This is a genomic window from Candidatus Nanohalovita haloferacivicina (genome assembly GCF_029232205.1).
GTDB lineage: Archaea > Nanohalarchaeota > Nanosalinia > Nanosalinales > Nanosalinaceae > Nanohalovita > Nanohalovita haloferacivicina.
Genome location: NZ_CP107255.1, coordinates 1029540 through 1046959, shown reverse-complemented (window position 1 = coordinate 1046959; position 17420 = coordinate 1029540). Strand labels below are relative to the sequence as shown.

General features: G+C 42.6%; 21 protein-coding genes. 15 read left to right on the top strand and 6 right to left on the bottom strand.

The features are described 5' to 3' along the window. Positions 1-150 precede the first annotated feature (150 nt). From HBNXNv_RS06055 to HBNXNv_RS06025, 7 genes are read left to right on the top strand one after another with little or no spacing between them, the layout of a single operon-like run. Positions 151-300: a hypothetical protein gene (locus HBNXNv_RS06055; RefSeq protein ID WP_347720782.1), complete on the top strand. Its 150-nt coding sequence runs from the start codon at positions 151-153 to the stop codon at positions 298-300. A 57-nt stretch (positions 301-357) separates the two neighbouring features. Next, positions 358-1101 carry a glycosyltransferase family protein gene (locus HBNXNv_RS06050; protein ID WP_347720781.1) on the top strand — a complete coding sequence of 248 codons (744 nt, stop codon included), beginning with the start codon at positions 358-360 and terminating at the stop codon, positions 1099-1101. Next, the gene (locus tag HBNXNv_RS06045) at positions 1094-1924 is read left to right on the top strand and encodes a glycosyltransferase family protein (RefSeq protein WP_347720780.1); all 831 of its coding nucleotides are present in this window, start codon (positions 1094-1096) and stop codon (positions 1922-1924) included. Before HBNXNv_RS06050 ends, HBNXNv_RS06045 begins: the two co-directional genes overlap by 8 nt. After that, positions 1917-3203 (top strand): sulfatase, encoded by a 1287-nt coding sequence (locus tag HBNXNv_RS06040; protein WP_347720779.1) that lies wholly within the window; start codon positions 1917-1919, stop codon positions 3201-3203. The genes HBNXNv_RS06045 and HBNXNv_RS06040 overlap by 8 nt, the downstream gene beginning before the upstream one ends. 32 nt (positions 3204-3235) lie before the next feature. Beyond that, positions 3236-4111 carry a sulfatase-like hydrolase/transferase gene (locus HBNXNv_RS06035; protein WP_347720778.1) on the top strand — a complete coding sequence of 292 codons (876 nt, stop codon included), beginning with the start codon at positions 3236-3238 and terminating at the stop codon, positions 4109-4111. Next, positions 4104-5030 (top strand): glycosyltransferase family 2 protein, encoded by a 927-nt coding sequence (locus HBNXNv_RS06030; protein ID WP_347720777.1) that lies wholly within the window; start codon positions 4104-4106, stop codon positions 5028-5030. Before HBNXNv_RS06035 ends, HBNXNv_RS06030 begins: the two co-directional genes overlap by 8 nt. Next, complete coding sequence (locus HBNXNv_RS06025; RefSeq protein ID WP_347720776.1) at positions 5027-6346, top strand: sulfatase-like hydrolase/transferase; 1320 nt, start codon at positions 5027-5029, stop codon at positions 6344-6346. Before HBNXNv_RS06030 ends, HBNXNv_RS06025 begins: the two co-directional genes overlap by 4 nt. Here HBNXNv_RS06025 and HBNXNv_RS06020 read toward each other — a convergent pair. The 4 genes from HBNXNv_RS06020 to HBNXNv_RS06005 are packed head-to-tail and all read right to left on the bottom strand — an operon-like array spanning position 6343 to position 10406. Continuing rightward, positions 6343-7398 carry a glycosyltransferase gene (locus tag HBNXNv_RS06020; protein WP_347720775.1) on the bottom strand — a complete coding sequence of 352 codons (1056 nt, stop codon included), beginning with the start codon at positions 7396-7398 and terminating at the stop codon, positions 6343-6345. The two genes, HBNXNv_RS06025 and HBNXNv_RS06020, sit on opposite strands and share 4 nt — an antisense overlap. Further along, the gene (locus HBNXNv_RS06015; RefSeq protein ID WP_347720774.1) at positions 7380-8210 is read right to left on the bottom strand and encodes an alkaline phosphatase family protein; all 831 of its coding nucleotides are present in this window, start codon (positions 8208-8210) and stop codon (positions 7380-7382) included. Before HBNXNv_RS06015 ends, HBNXNv_RS06020 begins: the two co-directional genes overlap by 19 nt. 10 nt (positions 8211-8220) lie before the next feature. Further along, a complete protein-coding gene (locus tag HBNXNv_RS06010; protein ID WP_347720773.1) occupies positions 8221-9111 on the bottom strand; it encodes a glycosyltransferase in 891 nt (296 codons plus the stop codon). Continuing rightward, positions 9108-10406 carry a UDP-glucose dehydrogenase family protein gene (locus HBNXNv_RS06005; RefSeq protein WP_347720772.1) on the bottom strand — a complete coding sequence of 433 codons (1299 nt, stop codon included), beginning with the start codon at positions 10404-10406 and terminating at the stop codon, positions 9108-9110. The genes HBNXNv_RS06010 and HBNXNv_RS06005 overlap by 4 nt, the downstream gene beginning before the upstream one ends. Before the next feature lie 19 nt (positions 10407-10425). Between HBNXNv_RS06005 and HBNXNv_RS06000 the strand changes: the two genes are divergently transcribed. Then, the gene (locus HBNXNv_RS06000) at positions 10426-11193 is read left to right on the top strand and encodes a sugar phosphate nucleotidyltransferase (RefSeq protein ID WP_347720771.1); all 768 of its coding nucleotides are present in this window, start codon (positions 10426-10428) and stop codon (positions 11191-11193) included. Here the strand turns inward: HBNXNv_RS06000 and HBNXNv_RS05995 are convergent. Beyond that, the gene (locus tag HBNXNv_RS05995) at positions 11179-12729 is read right to left on the bottom strand and encodes a flippase (protein WP_347720770.1); all 1551 of its coding nucleotides are present in this window, start codon (positions 12727-12729) and stop codon (positions 11179-11181) included. The genes HBNXNv_RS06000 and HBNXNv_RS05995 overlap by 15 nt on opposite strands. An 81-nt stretch (positions 12730-12810) precedes the next feature. On the opposite strand from HBNXNv_RS05995, the gene HBNXNv_RS05990 reads away from it, so the two are divergent. From HBNXNv_RS05990 to HBNXNv_RS05965, 6 genes are all read left to right on the top strand, one after another. After that, positions 12811-13002 (top strand): hypothetical protein, encoded by a 192-nt coding sequence (locus HBNXNv_RS05990; RefSeq protein WP_347720769.1) that lies wholly within the window; start codon positions 12811-12813, stop codon positions 13000-13002. Positions 13003-13067: 65 nt separating this feature from the next. Next, positions 13068-13985, top strand: a complete 918-nt coding sequence (locus HBNXNv_RS05985; protein WP_347720768.1) for a phosphoadenosine phosphosulfate reductase family protein — start codon at positions 13068-13070, stop codon at positions 13983-13985. Positions 13986-14071: 86 nt separating this feature from the next. Beyond that, positions 14072-14296: an AbrB/MazE/SpoVT family DNA-binding domain-containing protein gene (locus HBNXNv_RS05980; RefSeq protein WP_347720767.1), complete on the top strand. Its 225-nt coding sequence runs from the start codon at positions 14072-14074 to the stop codon at positions 14294-14296. Then, the gene (locus HBNXNv_RS05975) at positions 14296-14658 is read left to right on the top strand and encodes a type II toxin-antitoxin system VapC family toxin (RefSeq protein WP_347720766.1); all 363 of its coding nucleotides are present in this window, start codon (positions 14296-14298) and stop codon (positions 14656-14658) included. Before HBNXNv_RS05980 ends, HBNXNv_RS05975 begins: the two co-directional genes overlap by 1 nt. A 45-nt stretch (positions 14659-14703) precedes the next feature. Further along, entirely contained in the window at positions 14704-15015 is a 312-nt protein-coding gene (locus HBNXNv_RS05970) for a nucleoside triphosphate pyrophosphohydrolase family protein (RefSeq protein ID WP_347720765.1), read from the top strand. 5 nt (positions 15016-15020) lie between these two features. Beyond that, on the top strand, positions 15021-15710 hold the full coding sequence (locus tag HBNXNv_RS05965; protein WP_347720764.1) for a methionyl-tRNA formyltransferase: 690 nt from the start codon (positions 15021-15023) through the stop codon (positions 15708-15710). Here HBNXNv_RS05965 and HBNXNv_RS05960 read toward each other — a convergent pair. After that, positions 15707-16609 (bottom strand): NAD-dependent epimerase/dehydratase family protein, encoded by a 903-nt coding sequence (locus tag HBNXNv_RS05960; RefSeq protein ID WP_347720763.1) that lies wholly within the window; start codon positions 16607-16609, stop codon positions 15707-15709. The genes HBNXNv_RS05965 and HBNXNv_RS05960 overlap by 4 nt on opposite strands. A gap of 51 nt (positions 16610-16660) precedes the next feature. On the opposite strand from HBNXNv_RS05960, the gene HBNXNv_RS05955 reads away from it, so the two are divergent. Continuing rightward, positions 16661-17407 (top strand): sugar phosphate nucleotidyltransferase, encoded by a 747-nt coding sequence (locus HBNXNv_RS05955; RefSeq protein ID WP_347720762.1) that lies wholly within the window; start codon positions 16661-16663, stop codon positions 17405-17407. The last annotated feature ends 13 nt before the right edge of the window (positions 17408-17420 follow it).

Here is a 17420-nt window from a genome sequence, read left to right as displayed (position 1 = left end):
AAATCCTTCCGCACCCCCTGATTTCATGTGGAGATTACATGAACAAACCAGTCTTTAAATAAGAGAAAGCAATTTTTACACCTTCTACGTGGCAAAAAATCCAGGCCTACGAATATTTCATAAATATTCATAATACTTACTTCAGTATAGATGAGTCACCACGGAGGCAGTCATGACCACGGGCCTGGAAACATCGAGAAAACACTGGCCCGATTCTTCGCAGGAACAATAGTCGCAATCGGCAGCGTAGCCAAGTCAATGTTCTCCTCAATATTCAATTTCCTGCTCTCACTAGTATGATATTTTGGCAATCTACCTCTGTAAAGGCCTAAATAAATGCAGTTGCAATACTACTGCATGGTTGACAGAGAAAAAACAGCTTTTGTATACACGCTCAGCAGCAGAAACAAAATGGTCCAGCAATGCCTGAGATCGATAGCGACTCTGAAAAACCATGTCGAACCAGAACAGATCAAGATATTCTACACACCTCCGTACGACAAAGAAGATGAAGAAATTCTCGAGGAGACGGGCGCAGAAATAATCAAGAAAGAAAACCAGACAGAGGCCTTCAACGTTTCACGATCACTTCCAGAAAGACACTACGGAGAGAAAATCAACCTCTGCTCACTAGAAGAAGAAAACGTAGTATTTCTCGACTGTGATACTGTAGTTGGCAATAATATATGGGATGTTCTTGAAGGAGACTTCGAGTTCAAGGCCCGACCTGAGGAACCTCCGGAGGAAGAGGAATGGAAACCTCTTTTCGAAAAGCATGAAGAGCCTTATACTGACTGGATGCCGAATGCCGGTTTCCTGATATTCAAAAACGGTTTTCACAGAGGCCTCGAGGATAAATGGCTGAAATACTTCCAGGAGATGGATATCCAGAGAGGAAAAGTGAATCATAGGGAACAGTATGCACTTGCCCTGGCCACAGCATCAGGAAACGTCGAAAAAATGACTTCCAAAGAACATACTCTGGAATGGCTGGAGGAAAAAACAGCTGATGCCTATGTCTATCATATCGAACAGGCAGCAGGCTCATCCATGGTAAATGTCATCAAAAACTACATCAACAAGCTGAAATTCTATGACTAAGATAATGCTCGGTTCAAGACATTCAGGCCATGCAACCGCTACACCAGCAATCAAGGCCAGAATCGAAGAGGAGATAGAGGATCCAGAATACATAATAGTCACAGATCACCAGGACGAATACGATTACAGCTTCGCAGACAAGATCTATCGAGTACCAAGTTTCAGGCCTACAGGAGCAAAACTCTACAGACCTCTAAGAACACTAAAAAACTTCTACAGATCTTGGAGAATACTGAGAGAAGAAAAGCCGGAAAAAGTAGTCGCTTACGGAGCAAACACTTCTTTTCCTATAGGCCTTATCGCAGGCCTCAAAGGCATAGACGTGATAGCTGTAGAGGCAGAAAACAGGACGAAACAGCCATCTCTTACACCAAAGATGCTTTCCAAATTATCTAATACGCGTGTATGGGTGTCCCAGGACGAATTACTTGATAAGTATGATACAGAGAGGGTTGAGAACAAACAGATCATCCAGTTCAGAGACTTTTCAGAACATGAATCCGGGGAAAAGGACAACGAATTACTGATAATACCTTCCAGCAACGATCCGGAGCTACAGGAAAAATACTGGAAAGACATTTCACACAGCGAGTTCCTGGACTTGATGGGGAGAACTGAGACAGTGGTAACTAGAGGAGGAATGACAAGTTATGAAGCAGCAAACCTTGCAGAAAAAGTCATAGTAAGGCCTTCAAGCCATGCAGGAGGCCACCAGAAAAACTTTGCAGAATGGCTGGAAGAGAACTATGAGAATGTGGAAGTAGTTCAGGATAAAAGCTTTGAACAGTTAGTGAGAGACTACGAGGAGAAAATAAATGAGTAAAATAGATATTGACGATAAGAATGTTGTCCTTATTGTTGCAGACACTCTTTCTGCATTTCACCTGCCATTCTATGGTTATGATAGAGATACTGCGCCTTTTCTGACAGATCTTGCTGGAAAAAATCTTCTTGTGGAGAACGCATATACCAATGCTCCGTGGACAGCTCCCTCTCATGCATCTCTTTTCAGTGGCAAGCTTCCTTCAGAACATGATGTTACCACAGGTTCGATGATGTTTGATGAAAGATCTTTCGTAGAGGATCTTTCTGAAGAAGGATACAATACTGTAGGAATATCTGCGAATAGCCTTGTTTCAGCAGACCTTAATTTTGATCGAGGTTTCAAATCTTTCCACGAAGTCTTTGACTTCGATACAGAAAACTCTCAGGACTTGCTAAGAGCAGCAATAAAAGCCCTGAAAAACCCGGATATAGGAACCTTAAGAAAAGGCCTAAAACTTATTCACAGCAAAATCACAGGAGGTTCGAGCAGAGGAGCTGATACAATAGAAGAAATAACACGGAAGGAAATCCAAGCTGGAGATAGGCCTAACTTCCTGTTCATAAACTATACAGATGTTCATCTACCTTACAATCCCCCAGAAGAGTACGCAGAACAGTTTACAGATAACGCATCTGAGAAAATCTCCAGACACATGAAAGATCATCTTAACTCCGAAAAACCAGATATATTCTACCAGGGTTTCCCTAGCTGCAGCGATCAAGAATTAATCGATCTCTATGATTCATCTATAAGATATCTTGATGATAAACTGGAATCACTGTATAATTATCTTAATGAAGAACTGGATGACCTGGTTTTCATAGTTACCAGTGATCATGGGGAAAACTTTGGAGAACACGGTGCATACTTCCACCAATGTGGAATATGGGAGAAATCGATACGTGTTCCGCTGATAGTTGCTGGCGATGGAATACCTAACGAAACTGTTGAGGAAAACTTTTCCTGGAGGAAACTTGAAAAACTGATACTAGGTGGCGAGTTAGAGACAAGCGAGACGGTATACTCGGAGTATGCAGGATGGAAAGAGATGGCCAGCATGCAGGAAGAAAATAACACAGAGAATTTCGAAGGCCTGAAGAAAAAGTTCTCCTACAACAGCTCGAAGGCAGCGATCAAACAGGATAAAGGCCTTGTAATAAACTCGCACCTGAAAGATTTCCAGTTCATCTCAGATCAGAGATGTCACTCTGAAGAATCTGATTGTTTCGAAGATCAGGAAGAACTTGAAACCAAAATAAAAATCATGCTTGAGTAGCCTCTAAATAAATACAGACATAAGTGACAGATATGGAACTTGAAACACAGGATGTAAATGGTACAGATTGGGATTATCTGATTGTTCTAGATGCGTGCAGGTATGACTTTTTCAAAGAAAACTATCAGGACTTCCTTGAAGGAAATCTCTCCAAGAAAAGAACAAAAGGAACATCAACCCCCGAATGGTTGAGAAAGACATTTACCTCACGCTACAACTACAAGTATATCTCAGCCAATCCTTACTGCAACGGTAAAGGAGTAAGCCATCAGGACCAGATGCCAGGATACGAAGAGGACTGGAACGCAGTCAACAAGTTCACAGAAATAATAGACGTCTGGGACATAAAATGGGACGAAGAAGAAAACACCGTAAGGCCTGAAGATGTAACAGATATTGCGCTGGAAGAGGACAACAGCGGAAAAATGATAATACACTATATACAGCCACACAGGCCTTATATCAGCTGTCCTGTCAAATCAAAGCCCTGGGATGATCACGAAAAAGTAGGGTCTCTAGCAGAGGGTAAAGAATATGAAGAAGAAACTACTTTGAAAAGAGATCTTATTGAGACAACGAGACCTTACTGGAGCAAGTTTTTCTGGAAGCTACCTTACAGAACCAGATGGAAGATCAAGAACATGGTAGGTCTGAAAAACCCGCACTGGGGAGCACTAGTCCAGGAAATAGGAGAAGATGGAGTCAGAGATTACTACCAGCAGGATCTGAGGATGGCTTTGGAGCAGGTGGCAAGACTTGTCAATGAACTTGATGGAAACGTAATAGTCACAGCAGATCACGGAGAAGCTCTTGGAGAACACAATGACTGGGGCCACCAAGAAGAAAGCGATAACCCTAAACAGTATACAGTCCCATGGCTGGAAGTAGAAGGGATAAAAATTGACTGAATTCTCTGTTGTAGTTCCGACATACCAGAGAACAGATGAGCTTGTTAGAGCTCTTGATAGCATCAAAAGTCAGACATACAGAGATTTTGAGCTATTAGTAATAGATGATAACCCTGAAAAAGAATACAGGGAAAAAGTCCGTGAAATAGTTGAAGAATTTAGAGAACAAGCATCATTCTCTGTAAAACTTCTAATCAACAGTGATAAACAGGGAGTATCTTCTGCCCGTAATCTAGGTATAGAGAACTCAGAAGGAGAATACATTGCGTTTCTAGACGATGATGACTGGTGGAAGCCGGAAAAACTGGAAAGAGAATTAGACGCCTTTGAAAACAATGAGTATGACGCAGTTTACTCTGCCATAGAAATGTACAGAGACGGAGAGGTAAAAGATATAGTCCGAAAGAGAGGAGAGATAGGTCTTGAAGACATACTTGAAAAAGACATGATAGGATCCCCATCAAAAGTAACAGTTACAAAGAAGTACCTGGAGAGAATAGACGGCTTCGACGAGGATATACCCAGCGGCGAGGACTGGGATCTATGGATCAGACTGATCAAAGAAGGATGTACATTTGGATACATAGACGAGCCACTGGTAAGATATCAACAAGAAAATAACTCTAAAAGCTCTCAGATGGATATAGCCACCGAAGGCCGTGAAAAAATAACGGAAAAATATTCAGAGCTTCTTGATCAAGCAGGAAGTAAAGTTAAAGCACAACATCATCTCAATAGAGCCAAAAAACAGTACACTCTCGGTGACAATGAGGGCGTCCGAAGACATCTCTCTAAAACCCTGAAGAACAATTTACTGGAACCAGAGGCCTATGCACTAATGACTCTCTATACTGTTAGAAGAACCACAGGCCTTGACATGATGCAGCTGGCTGTAAAGGCCAAGGACGTGTTAAAATGACAAATATCGTTCTTCTAGTAGTCGACACCTGGAGAAGAAAGGACTTCGTAAAAGATAGATCAATAGCTCCATTCCTATCAGAGAAAGCAGAAGAAGACATATACCTCGAACATTACTATGCCAGTTCACCGTGGACAGTACCAGCTCACGCCTCGCTTTTCTCAGGAAAACTTCCTTCTGAACACGGCACAACAACGGAAAATACCTACTTCAGCGAGGAAAACAGGCTGACTTCAGTGCTGGAGTCAGAAGACTTCAAGACCTCTGCTTTCACAGAAAACCATCTGATAACCGAAGAAACAGGATTCGCCGAAGGATTTCAGGAATTTGTGCAGACCACTGAAGATCTCGGTGGCAAGACCTGGAAAGAGATATGGCAAAAAGACGATGAGTTCTCAGGAAGAAGAGAAAAATACAAGTACTTCTTCAAAGAAACAGTAAAGAAAAAAGATCTCGAATCGGCAAAAAGCTTCCTCGGCCACATAATCGACAAATTCAGTTCAAGAGAAGCAGACTATAACTCAGGTAAAACAGTGAGGACCTTGGAAGAAGCGAATAGAAAACTTGAATCACAGGAAGACGAATTCGTCTTCGTCAACATCATGCCCGTACACTCGCCATACACCTTCGATGAAGAAGATAGAGAAGAATTCCTGGCCGATCACAACGAAAAAGAGATAATGGAGGCCTCACAGACCAAGATAATAGAAGACTACCTTCCAGAAGGATTCTCCGACAGAAAACTAGAAACGAGAGAAAAAGCATACAAGGCCTCCATAAGATACGCAGACAGAAAAATAAAGGACTTTTATGAAAAAGCCCCAGAAGACACAGTATTCGTAGTTATCGGAGATCACGGCGAGCTGATAGGAGAATACGAACAACAGGGAACCAAACTGATCGGCCACCACCTAGGAACATACAAGGAACTCATAGAAGTCCCATGCATAATCTTCAGCAAAGGAAAAGAACTAGAGCTCAAAATAGATGAAAAAGGCCTCTACAGCCACACAGAAGTGATAGATATAATACAGAACCTGATCAAAGACGGCAAAATAGGGAGTGAAGAAATACTGAACTCCGAATACTTCGGCAGAAAAGGATTCATCAAACAGTTCGGACGAAAAATACCAGAAGGATGCGAAGAAATATACAACCGCAAAAGCTTCTCACTCATCAACTCAAAAGCAAAATACGACCTAACAACCGATGGAGAAAAGGCCTGGCCATTCAAAGACCTGACAGAAAACAGTCCTATCGATATACCAGAAGAACTCCAAAACAAGGCCTCGATACTGTATGGAGGTCAAATCTAGGCTCTGTACATTTTTACTGTTTTATCAGTGATTTCGTTCCAATTATTTTCTAATTTTGCATGTTCTAGGTTCTGATCTCCAATTTTTCTCATATTCTTCCTATCTTCGCTAAATAGCCTCTTCATTCCCTCACTAATATTCTCGTAAAGAATATTGCTGTTAGGAACCACAGAATTAATTATTTTTATTTTAGGGGTCAAAACTGCTCTTCCCATACTCATAGCCATAATAATGCTGCCTGAATTAAAGATGTCGCGGAAAGGCAGGGCTACTATGTCTGATGCTCTGAAATATAGAGGAACATCATTTTCATCAATAAATCCTTCTATGAATTCAATATCTTCGCTTTTTTCAGCAATAGTAGAAAGTTTGTTTTTAGTTTCTTGCTGTCTGGCACGACCAACAATTAAGAGTTTTGAATTATCATCCTTCAGTTCTTCAAACTTTTCAGCAAGTAGAGGAACCTGCTTGTAAGGCCTGATATTGCCAAAAAATAAAATAATTTTAGATTTCATTTCTAGATTAAGTTCTTTTCTAGCATTCTCTTGGCTTGGAAGATTTTCCTCGGGGTGAACAGGAAGGTAATTTCCGTGCGGAATTTGAATTATTTTCTCATCACTCACATTCAAATACTTGCACAACTCCCTCTTACTATTCTTCTCCCAAACTTGGACACTATCAGAAATCCAGAAAACAAACTTTCTCATTATCCAATCCAATCTAGGAGACTTTTCTTCATGATTATGCTTATTATGGGCAGTCCACACAATCCTGGTGAAAAAACTGACTAGGATCAAATTAAAACTAAAAAAGACTCCTGCGGCCAAATTTTTCCATAAAACGTCGTCTGTAGTAATATAGAATCTATCAACCCAGTTCAAATGAATAACGTCAGGACATTCGCTTAGAACCTCTAAAAACAGTTTATATCCGGGAATAAACTTTTCAGAAGCAACTTCTATATTTCTATCCTCCAACTTCTCCTTGAGTATAGACTGATAAGGATTCTCAACAAAAGGAGTCATCAAAACTTTCATTGTAACACATCCCATGGAACCTTCCTCAGAGGTTTTAGATTAGAATTGCCGGGGTGCCCCCAAAAACCATTCTCTCCTAGCAGGTTTCCATGATCTGCGGTTACTACTGTTTTCCCGTCTAAAAGATCTTGAATTTTCTCAACGTGTTGCACAACAGTATTATGGTTGTCCAGATAAGCCTTTCTTACTTCTTCTGGTTCTGTCTCACCTTTCTCCGTTTTCTCCCATATATCATCATAATCTTCTTTCAAAACCGCGTCTTCGAAGCTAGTATCGTCTATATTGGAGTTAATGAAAGGGTAATGAGGTTGCATGAAATGAATGATCTTTCTCTTTTCGGGGAATAGTTTGTCCGCGGTTTTAACTTTTTCAACCACTTTATCTGGCATTACCGTACCATGCTTTTCATTCCAATCGGTATTCCAGACCTGAAAAATTGTTTCAAAAATCTCCTCTGGTTTCGCTCCTACCAGTTTCTCAAACTCTTCTTCATTGTAGAAAGGATTTGCAGTTATGACAACGGTATCAGACCAATCTCCTTCTGAAAAATTTTCCCTAATAAACCCTCTTGAATGGCTTTGAGCAGTTATCCTGCTATCAGAATCAGGATTCAGTGTTTCTTGATACGTATCATGTCGGGAGGCATCAAGAATAATCAGATTATCCCAGTCCTTCTCATAAATGTGCTCTATATTTTCCTCATCTATCTTCTCTATACCTGTCTGAGCTATTTTCTCTAAAATATCTTTAACTCTCGTTGTACCTCGAAGATGTCCTATCCGAGGAAATACATCATACTTGTACCTCTTGTAGATTTTTGTTTTCATGGCGCTGTTTCTAAAATTTTGGTATTTTTCTCAGGTATCGGTAGTGAAGAGATAGATAGAACTTATAAGATTTAATCAGTCCGCGCACTCTGTCTCTTTCACTCTCCCACTTATTCTCTAAATCTATGGTTTCTTCTATGTTTGAGCGCAAAACAGCCTTTAATCTTAATAAATGATTGTAATCTTCATATCTTAGTATTTCCACATTTTCTGGAACTCTAAAGTGTCCTGGCAGGTTGTAACTTTTTTTCTCTTCTATTTTTCCTCTTTTAAACTCTTGCTCCAGTAGACCTAATGCTATTTGGTCGGAATAACGACTCTGAGTTATTTCATATACTTTGTCTGTTACCTGAGCCCATCTTTTAGGGAACTCATCGTTGAATGATACAACGACGCCTGCATTGAAGTAGGGAGGTATTCGGTTGTTATCTATAGTGCTCCTATATTTTAAACCTTTAAAATCTTTGTTAAGAGCGTTAGCAATCTCTTGCCATTGTTTAAAGCTTTTCTTACATGCATAATGCTGGTTTCCAAAGTCTACGGGCTTAGCCAAAAAATCTTTATCATTTCGGATTTTGAATATGTCTTCAATATTGTCTACCACAAAAACATCAGAATCTAGGTGTATCAATATATCGCTATCTACCTCCTCAGAGGCCTTTTTCATGGTTGATATTTTCGCACTAATAGGATACTTTTCTGTTGATCTTCTTATAGTATGCATCTCTGTCTTCTCTTTTATCTCTCTTAATGTTTCTTCATCTATCTCATCTTTTTCCTCTTCTCTTATCCCTGTCACTATCTTTACTTCATCCGAATTTCTCCTTATTGAGTTAGTGAGGTCAAGTGCTTTTTCAGCGAAATCGCTACCTCCTACAGGATAACTTACTGTAGTTTTCATGGCCACGTCACTCCCTTCCTGTTTTCTTTGTCTATTTTGTATTCCATTCTTCTTCCTTCCAGTATCAAGGCCTTGTTCATTTCCTGTAGGTCTTCTCGTGAGATCTGGTTGAATTCTTTCCAGTCTGTTACTATTAGGGCTGCGTCAGCATCTTTTAAGGCCTCTTCATAGTTTGAAGTGTACTGGATTTCTGGATGTTTTTGTTTCATGTTCTCTATTGCTTTTGGGTCATAGGCCTTCACTTCTGCTCCGAGATATTTGAGTTCGGAGATTATATCGATTGCTGGAGACTGTCTTATGTCGTCGGTTCCTGGTTTGAATGCTAGACCTAGTACTGCTATTGTCTTACCTGAGAGATCTGGATAGTGGTCTTGTAGTTGTTCGACGAGTTTGGTTTTCTGTTCTTCGTTTACCTGGATGGTGTCATTCAGTATTTTTGGGTCAAGATTTTTTTCTTCCATGAATGAGGCCAGCGCTCTGACGTCTTTAGGGAAACACGATCCTCCAAAGCCCGCTCCAGAGTCTAGGAAGTCTCTGTTAATTCTGTGGTCGAGGCCTACTCCGTCTGCTACTTCGTATACATCAATATTCAGTTCCTTACACAGGTTTCCAATTTCGTTGATGAATGAGATCTTGGTGGCAAGCAAAGAGTTCGATGCATATTTTATCAGTTCTGCTGCCTGTAGAGAAGTTCTTATCTTCGGTACGTCGAACGCGGAATACATTTCTTCTATCTTGCTTCCTGATTTTTCGTCAAGTTCTCCTATTACAATTCTATCTGGATTCAGAAAGTCGTTCAGTGCTGTTCCTTCTCGCAGGAACTCTGGGTTCATACATACTCCGAAGTCTTCGCCAGCTTTCTTACCTGATTTTTCCTCAATTCTAGGTATTACTTCGTTCTCAGTTGTACCAGGCACTACCGTGCTCTTGACCACAACTACATGATATTCTTCTTTATCTCTCAGGCCCTCTCCTATGTCTTCCGCGGCCTGTTTGATGTAGTCAAGATTGATGCTTCCATCTTCCTGCATAGGGGTGCCTACTGCAAGAAAGGTTATCTCAGAGTTGTGTACAGCATCGCTGGTGTTTGTGGTTGCAGAAAGTTTCCCGTCCTCAACCATTTTTTCAAGGAGCTCCGGTAGATCTTCCTCGTAGATAGGACATTCTCCGTTGTTTATCTTCTCTACCTTTTCTTCGTCGATATCGACACATGTTACGTTGTGATTGCCTTTGGATGCGAGGCCTGCTCCTGCTGGCAGCCCAACGTAGCCTGTTCCTACAATGCTGATATCCATATCTATAGTTTAGAGGCGTATGCATAAAAAATATCAAGAGCCATTATTCTGTGTTATGAAAGGCTTGATTCCGGCTGCCGGTAAAGGCACAAGAATGGAACCGTTTACAAATGCGTACCCTAAGGAACTTCTTCCTGTAGGTGAGAAAGCAGTAATTGAACACTGCATTGAAGATATGAAACACGCAGGTATCACCGATATTGTGATCGTTGTTGGATGGAAACAGCATGCTATTCTAGACTACCTTGGTTCCGGAGATGATTATGGAGTTCAGCTAACCTATGTTGTTCAAGATGATAGGAATGGTCTTGCCGGAGCTGTAAAAGCAGGAGAACATGTTGTAGGTGAAGAATCTTTTGCAGTTGTGCTTGGCGATAATTATGTCGATGATAAAAAAGCTTTGAAAGATCTGGTTGAATTCCACAGCAATAAAGAGTTTGATACTACAATCGGAACTTTCAGGCCTGATGATGTAACTTCTTACGGCGTCTTGGATGTTGATGAAGACAACAGAGTGAAGGGAATGGTTGAGAAGCCTTCTGAAGATGAGGCGCCATCCGATATCGCTATCTCTGGTATGTATGTTTTTGAGCCAGAGATCTTCAATGCCATAGAAGACGTCGAGAAGGGTAAAGGAGGAGAATATCAGCTAACCGATGCCATTGATATTCTCCGACAGAGAAATGATAATGTTGGCTACAGAGATATTATCGGAACTCGTATAGATGTTGGCACTCCGGAGAGATTGAGAAAGGCCAACAGAGAGTTCGATCTAAGAGATAATTAGCCCTAGAATTTTCTCTATTTCCTTTTCTCTCCCTATTAACTCTCCTACTCTCTTTAGTACTTCTCTTTCTTCCTCTCTTAGACCTACTATCGCCAGGTATAGTGCCATATATGTTAGGCCATAAATCAAACCAGCAGGAACCAGGAACCAGTAAGGCGTATTTTTGAATAAAACTCTGTCAAGACCTATAACAGGCAACAAGGCAAGTAGGCCTGTAATCGTTATTTTGAGTGCTGGTGTGAATGGTATGCTGACTACGTCTTCTTTTCTCCAGACCTCTGCGAACATCAATACATTCGTCAGGATTGTGGATGTTGCTGTGGCGATTGCTGCGCCTATTATTCCGTAGATAGGTATCAGTAGGATGTTTAGGATGAGGTTGAGCGTTAATGCAGCGATGTTGTTGTAGAGTATGTATCTTGTATGTCCTGTGGAGTTGAGGAAGCTACCGACTCTGCCAACAGTTGCGTTAATTAGGTATCCACAGGCTAGGATTGAGAGCGCGAAGGATGCTTCTGTGTACTGGCCACCCCAGAGGATTTGCAGGATGGTTTCTGAGAAAAGAAGCAGTATAAGGAATGTTGGAAGTACTAGTGAGAATACCCATCGGGTTGCAGTCTGCATTGAGGCCTCTATACTTTCTGCATCTCTTTCCTTTAGTTCGGAGAAGGATGTGATTGCCAAACTACCAATGGCCTTGTGAGGAAGTAGTATCAGCATTGCTGTTGGTAGCGCTGCATTGTACAGGCCTACTTCGTAGTCTGTCATGTAGTATCCCAGCATTCCTGTATCAGCCCATCCTAGCAGAGTTCCTATTATTCCTGATAGAAGCAAAGGGGCTGAAAAATGGAGTAGCTTTTTCCTATGATGTTTGGCCTTTACATCGGAGAAGAGTATTGGCCCGACTTTCTTCTCCATGAAGTAGAATCCGAGTATGGCGGAGAGTGTTGTTCCTGCCAACCATCCCCAAGCTGCACTCACTACGTTGAATCCTAGGAATAGAAGGGCCAGGGTTACTCCGAGCTGTACAACGTTCTGCAGTATTCTGACGGTTCCTGTCTTGTATATTATTTTGTTGAATCCGAGCGTGGTATCGAAGAATATGCTGACAAGAGTTCCAATAGGAATAGTGAATGAAAGGATCTTGATCAGAGGTATTATTGCTGTATTATCGAAGAAAGTGGTTGCTATGAACTCTGCGCCGAAAAACACAAGGCCAAACAGAACAAGTGAGAGAGGAACTGTAAGTTCTAGAGCATTCAGCACTATTCCCTTGATGCTGGCCATATCGTCTCGGGTTCTGAACTCTGGTATGAATTTCTTCAGGCCGTTACCCACCGCCAGGTATGCTACGGTACTTACTATTCCTGTAACCATCAGTGCAAGGGATAGCTGACCGTATGCGTCAGGCCCTACATATCGTGCGATTGAAACCCGGTAGAGATAGGTCAAGGCCTTTGATACCATCATGCCGATAGCTGTTACGCCGGCTCCTTTGGCCAGTGCGTTCAGGGCTTTTTGATCGGCATCGCTCATACGTAATCTTAATTCCTATAAACTGTTTAAACTTCGTCCGGGCCGAGGCCTTTAAGAAGCATCTTGCATAAGTTATGCATTATGCCGAGGAAGACTATTTCCTTGCCTGAGGATCTGGCGGAGTTTGTGGATGAGAATCATATTAATCTCTCCAGGTTTGTTCAGGATAAGTTAAGGGAGCTTTCTGAGTCTGAGGATAGTTCCGAGGATCTCTCTGATGATGAGGCCAAGGAAATCGCTCAGAAGCTTGAAGATCTAGGCTACTTGAACTAGGTGAAACACATAATGCGAAATGCACAGCATTTCTGTATTACCAGAAAAACGGAGGTTTTTCACTAATGCCAGAAGCACCGGTAACACGAGACGAAATTGAGAACGCACCACTAAAAGCTAAAATCAGAGCAGGAGAAGAAGTCGTCAAGCGAGCACTGGAAGAGTACGATCCTTCCAATACTGTAATCGGTTTCACAGGAGGAAAGGACTCCACAGTAACCGCATGGCTTGTCAAGAGAGTCTGCGAGGAACACGACATTGAGAAACCAAGATTCATGTTCGTGGACCACGGCCAGCACTTTGACGAACTTGAAGAGTACGTTGAAAGACTAGCTGAAAACTGGGGATTCGAAGTCATGGTCGCAAGAAACGACGATCTAATCGACCAGGCCGACGAACCAGGAGACTATGTGCCTGTCGCAGAGCTCAACGACCGCAACCAGGAAGAGGCCAAGAGAATCGACGAAGAACTTGAAGAGGTTCAGTGGCTTATGGACACGGAATCCGGAAACCACCTTCTCAAGACTGTTCCTATGAACGAACTACTGGAGGAAGAAGGAATCGAGGCCGTAATTAATGGAGTCCGGTGGGATGAACACGAATCCCGAGGCGACGAAGACTTCTACTCTCCAAGAGACAACCCGGAACACATGAGAGTACACCCGATCCTACAGCTTACAGAAAGAGACATCTGGGACGCATCATGGTTCCACATGGTACCAGACATCACAGGAGTAGAGATCTCCGAGTATCCTGAAGAAGAAGCTGATCTGCCGGAAGGCCTTTCACAGGACGACGTACCTATCAGTCCAAAGTACTGGGCAGGATTCAGAAGCCTAGGATCAGAGATTTCAACAGACAAGTCCGACGAAATTCCTGCATGGCTGCAGGATGTAGAGAACACAAAGGAAAGAGCAGGTAGGGCCCAGAACAAAGATGAAAAAGAGATCATGAACAAGCTACGAGATCTTGGCTACATGTGAGGCCTTTTTTCTTCTCTTTATTTCTATCAAGTTTGTTCGGGATACTTTACTAAAATAACTTAAATTTTGACATTAATTCTTTCTCTATGGTAACGACTGCTGATAATGGCCGTGTCTATATTCCGAAGGATCTTCGTGAGAAGTTCGGGGAGAAGTTCCATATCGTCGAGAGAGATGATGGTATTGTGCTGGTTCCTGTATCGGATAATCCTCTGGAGACGCTTAGAGAGGAGTTTGAGGGTGTGGACAAGTCTGCAGATGAGCTGAAAGAGGGAGCGCTGAAACAGGGTATGGAAGAGGCAGGTAACTGATGTATGTTGAAACAGATTTTATTCTCGCACTTCTAAAGGAAGATGACTGGCTTTCGGATAAAGCAGAGCAGATATACAGGGAGAACAGGAAAGATCTGTGGACATCAGAATATACTCTGCTTGAACTGATGCTTGTGGCTTATAGAGAAGATAGAAATGTCCTGAAGACTGTATCCGAGACAATTGAACTTCTGGAAGTTAGAGGAGACAGTAAAGACATTGAGTCTGCTGCAGCCTACGTACAGCAGGAAGAAATGACGCCTTTCGATGCTCTTCACCTTGTAAAATCCGATGGAGAGAAGATCGTCTCCAGCGATAAAGAATACGACAAATATACAGAACGTAGAAAACTCGAGGAGTAAACTCTAAGCCTGCAAGATAAATATCTAAGACAGAAAATTTTCTGTATGGAGTTTGACACCTACCAGGAAGGTACGGAGAAGACTGCTATCTACCCTGAAGATCAGAAAATAAGCTATCTGGCATTAGGCCTTAACGGTGAGGCCGGCGAAGTAGCTGAAAAAGTAAAGAAATCGATCAGAGATGACAAAGAGCTTGGAGAGGAAACCAGAGATGAGCTTGGAGATGTCCTCTGGTATTTAACGCGTCTTGCAGATGAATTAGGTTATGACCTCTCCGATATCGCTGATAGAAATCTAGATAAGCTGCTGGACAGGAAAGAACGCGACAAACTACACGGAAGTGGCGACAACAGGTAAAAATTATGGAAGCAGTATTTCTGGGAATCAACGATGCTGGAGAACAGATCTACAACTGGCTGAACCAGCAAGAAGATGTAGAAGTAAAGGCCTTACTTACAGAAAAAGATCAGCTAGGCCTTATCAAAGAGCTTGAACCCGAAATCGTTATTTCTGCAGGATTCGAGCACAAGGTGCCGGAAGAGATAATCGAGATACCGGAGAAAGGAGTAGTCAACGTACATCCATCGCTCCTGCCTTACAACCGTGGCTCATATCCTTATATGTGGCCTCTACTTGATGGAACCCCTGCAGGAGTATCAATACACTACATGGCGGAAGGAATAGATGAAGGTCCGATCATCGACCAGATGGAGGTTCCTGTCAAACCAGAGGATACTGCAAAAGATCTTTATGAGCGATTGAAGTCCGAATCAGTTCTGCTGTTCAAAGAGGCCTGGCCTGAGATCAAGAAGGGAGTAAAAGGCCGCAGTCAGGATCTCTCCACAGGCCAGACTCATTACAGGAATGAACTGGATGATGTTGCTGAGATCGATCTGGATGAGAAGGTGCGGGCCGGCGACCTGATTGACAGGCTGAGAGCTCTGAGCTTTCCTCCTCATGAGAACGGATTCTTTGAGGTCAACGGCCAGAAGTACTTTGTAGAGATAGATATAACGCCTGAGACAGAACTGCAAAATAGTGAAGACCTTTAGAGGTTTTCAATTACCTCTCGAGCAGTCTTCCTTACTGATTCAGCGGAATTTCTCGAAGGCCTCCAGCCCTCAGACTTCAACTTCTCAATACTCAACCTCATCTCCGGAACATCGCCAGTCCAGCCGCGATCGCCGCCGGTATACGAAAACTCTGGATCAAGACCCATCTCGTCAGCGACAATCTCCGCAATACTATCGACATCAATAGAATCTTCAGAACCAATATTGAAAACTGATTTATCAGACTCCCAGGCCTTTAGGATACCGTTCACAGTATCCTCAATATAGATGTAGGACTTTCTCTGTTTACCGTTCCCGAGAATAGTCAACTCCTCAGGATTCTCATCCAGCTTGTGGACAAAGTCGTAGATAACTCCTTTAGGATTCTTCCCTCCGATAATGTTCGCGAGTCGGACGATAGTGGTATCTATACCGAATGTCTGGCCGTAGACCTGCACCATGTGTTCGTCACCGGCCTTTGTAGCGCCGTACATAGAAATAGGATCAAGCCTGTGATCTTCAGGAGTCGGAATCTCGGCCTCCTCGCCGTAAACCACTGAGGAAGACGCAAAAATAACATCATCGATATCTGCATTGACACAGGCATCTAAAACATTCTTGGTGCCGACAAAGTTCTCATCAAAATCCTTCTCTCTATCGTCAGGGAACGTATTTACCTTGGGATTGGCGGCAAAGTGAAAAACAGTATCAACATCCTCCAGAAACTCTTCAAGGCCTTCATCCTTGATATCAAACTCGAGAACCTCTACTCCTTCCGGCACGTTCTCCTCACGGCCTGAAGAAAAGTTATCTATCACAAGAACTTCGTGTTCGTCCTTTAGTTCTTCTGCAAGGGTTGATCCTATGAATCCTGCGCCACCGGTAATCCCAATCTTCATACCTCAAAGTTAGGCCTCATTCATTAAAATATCAACGTGGAAACTTTGTACATGGGCAAAAAGAGGATTTCCCTCACTCTCGATGAAAATTTAGTCGAAAAAATCGATGCAGAGGCCGAAAGCCGCGATATAAATAGGTCGCAGACTGTAGAAAAGATTACAAAGGAATACTTCAAAGGTAAAGGCCTCAATACAGCAGTAATTCTCTGTGGGGATCCGGAAAACAAAACACTCAATCTTTACGAGGGAAAACCGGTTCTAGGCCACATACTCGACAACCTCTCCACGCAAGGAATCTCAAGAGTAATACTCCTTGCAGGCCAGAACAGGGAAGAGATAGAGGAGCAGTTTGGCTCAAGCTATGAAACCATGACTCTCGAATATATAGAGGATCAGTCAGAGGGTACGGCCGCAGCACTGTCAAAGGCCGAGAAAAAGGTCAACGAAACCTTCGTCGCTCTAAACGGCCACGTCGTGGCAGATGTCGACCTCGAAGACATGCTGAGAGTTCACAGAGAGGAGGACTCCAATGCTACAATGGCTCTCACAACAGAGACATCTCCCTCCAATTACGGAGTGGCCAGGCTGAAAGGAAGAAAAATCCTGGGATTCGAGGAAAAGCCGGAGGCCGGAGAGGAACCATCACAGCTGATCAATGCGGGAACATACATTCTGGAAAGCAATATATTCGAGTATCTGGAGGCAGAATCTCTGGAAAAGGCCTTTGAGAACCTTGCGGATGAAGGCCTTCTATCAGGATATATCTACGGTGGGAAGTGGAAGGATATCGATCGATAGGCTTGAAATCAGA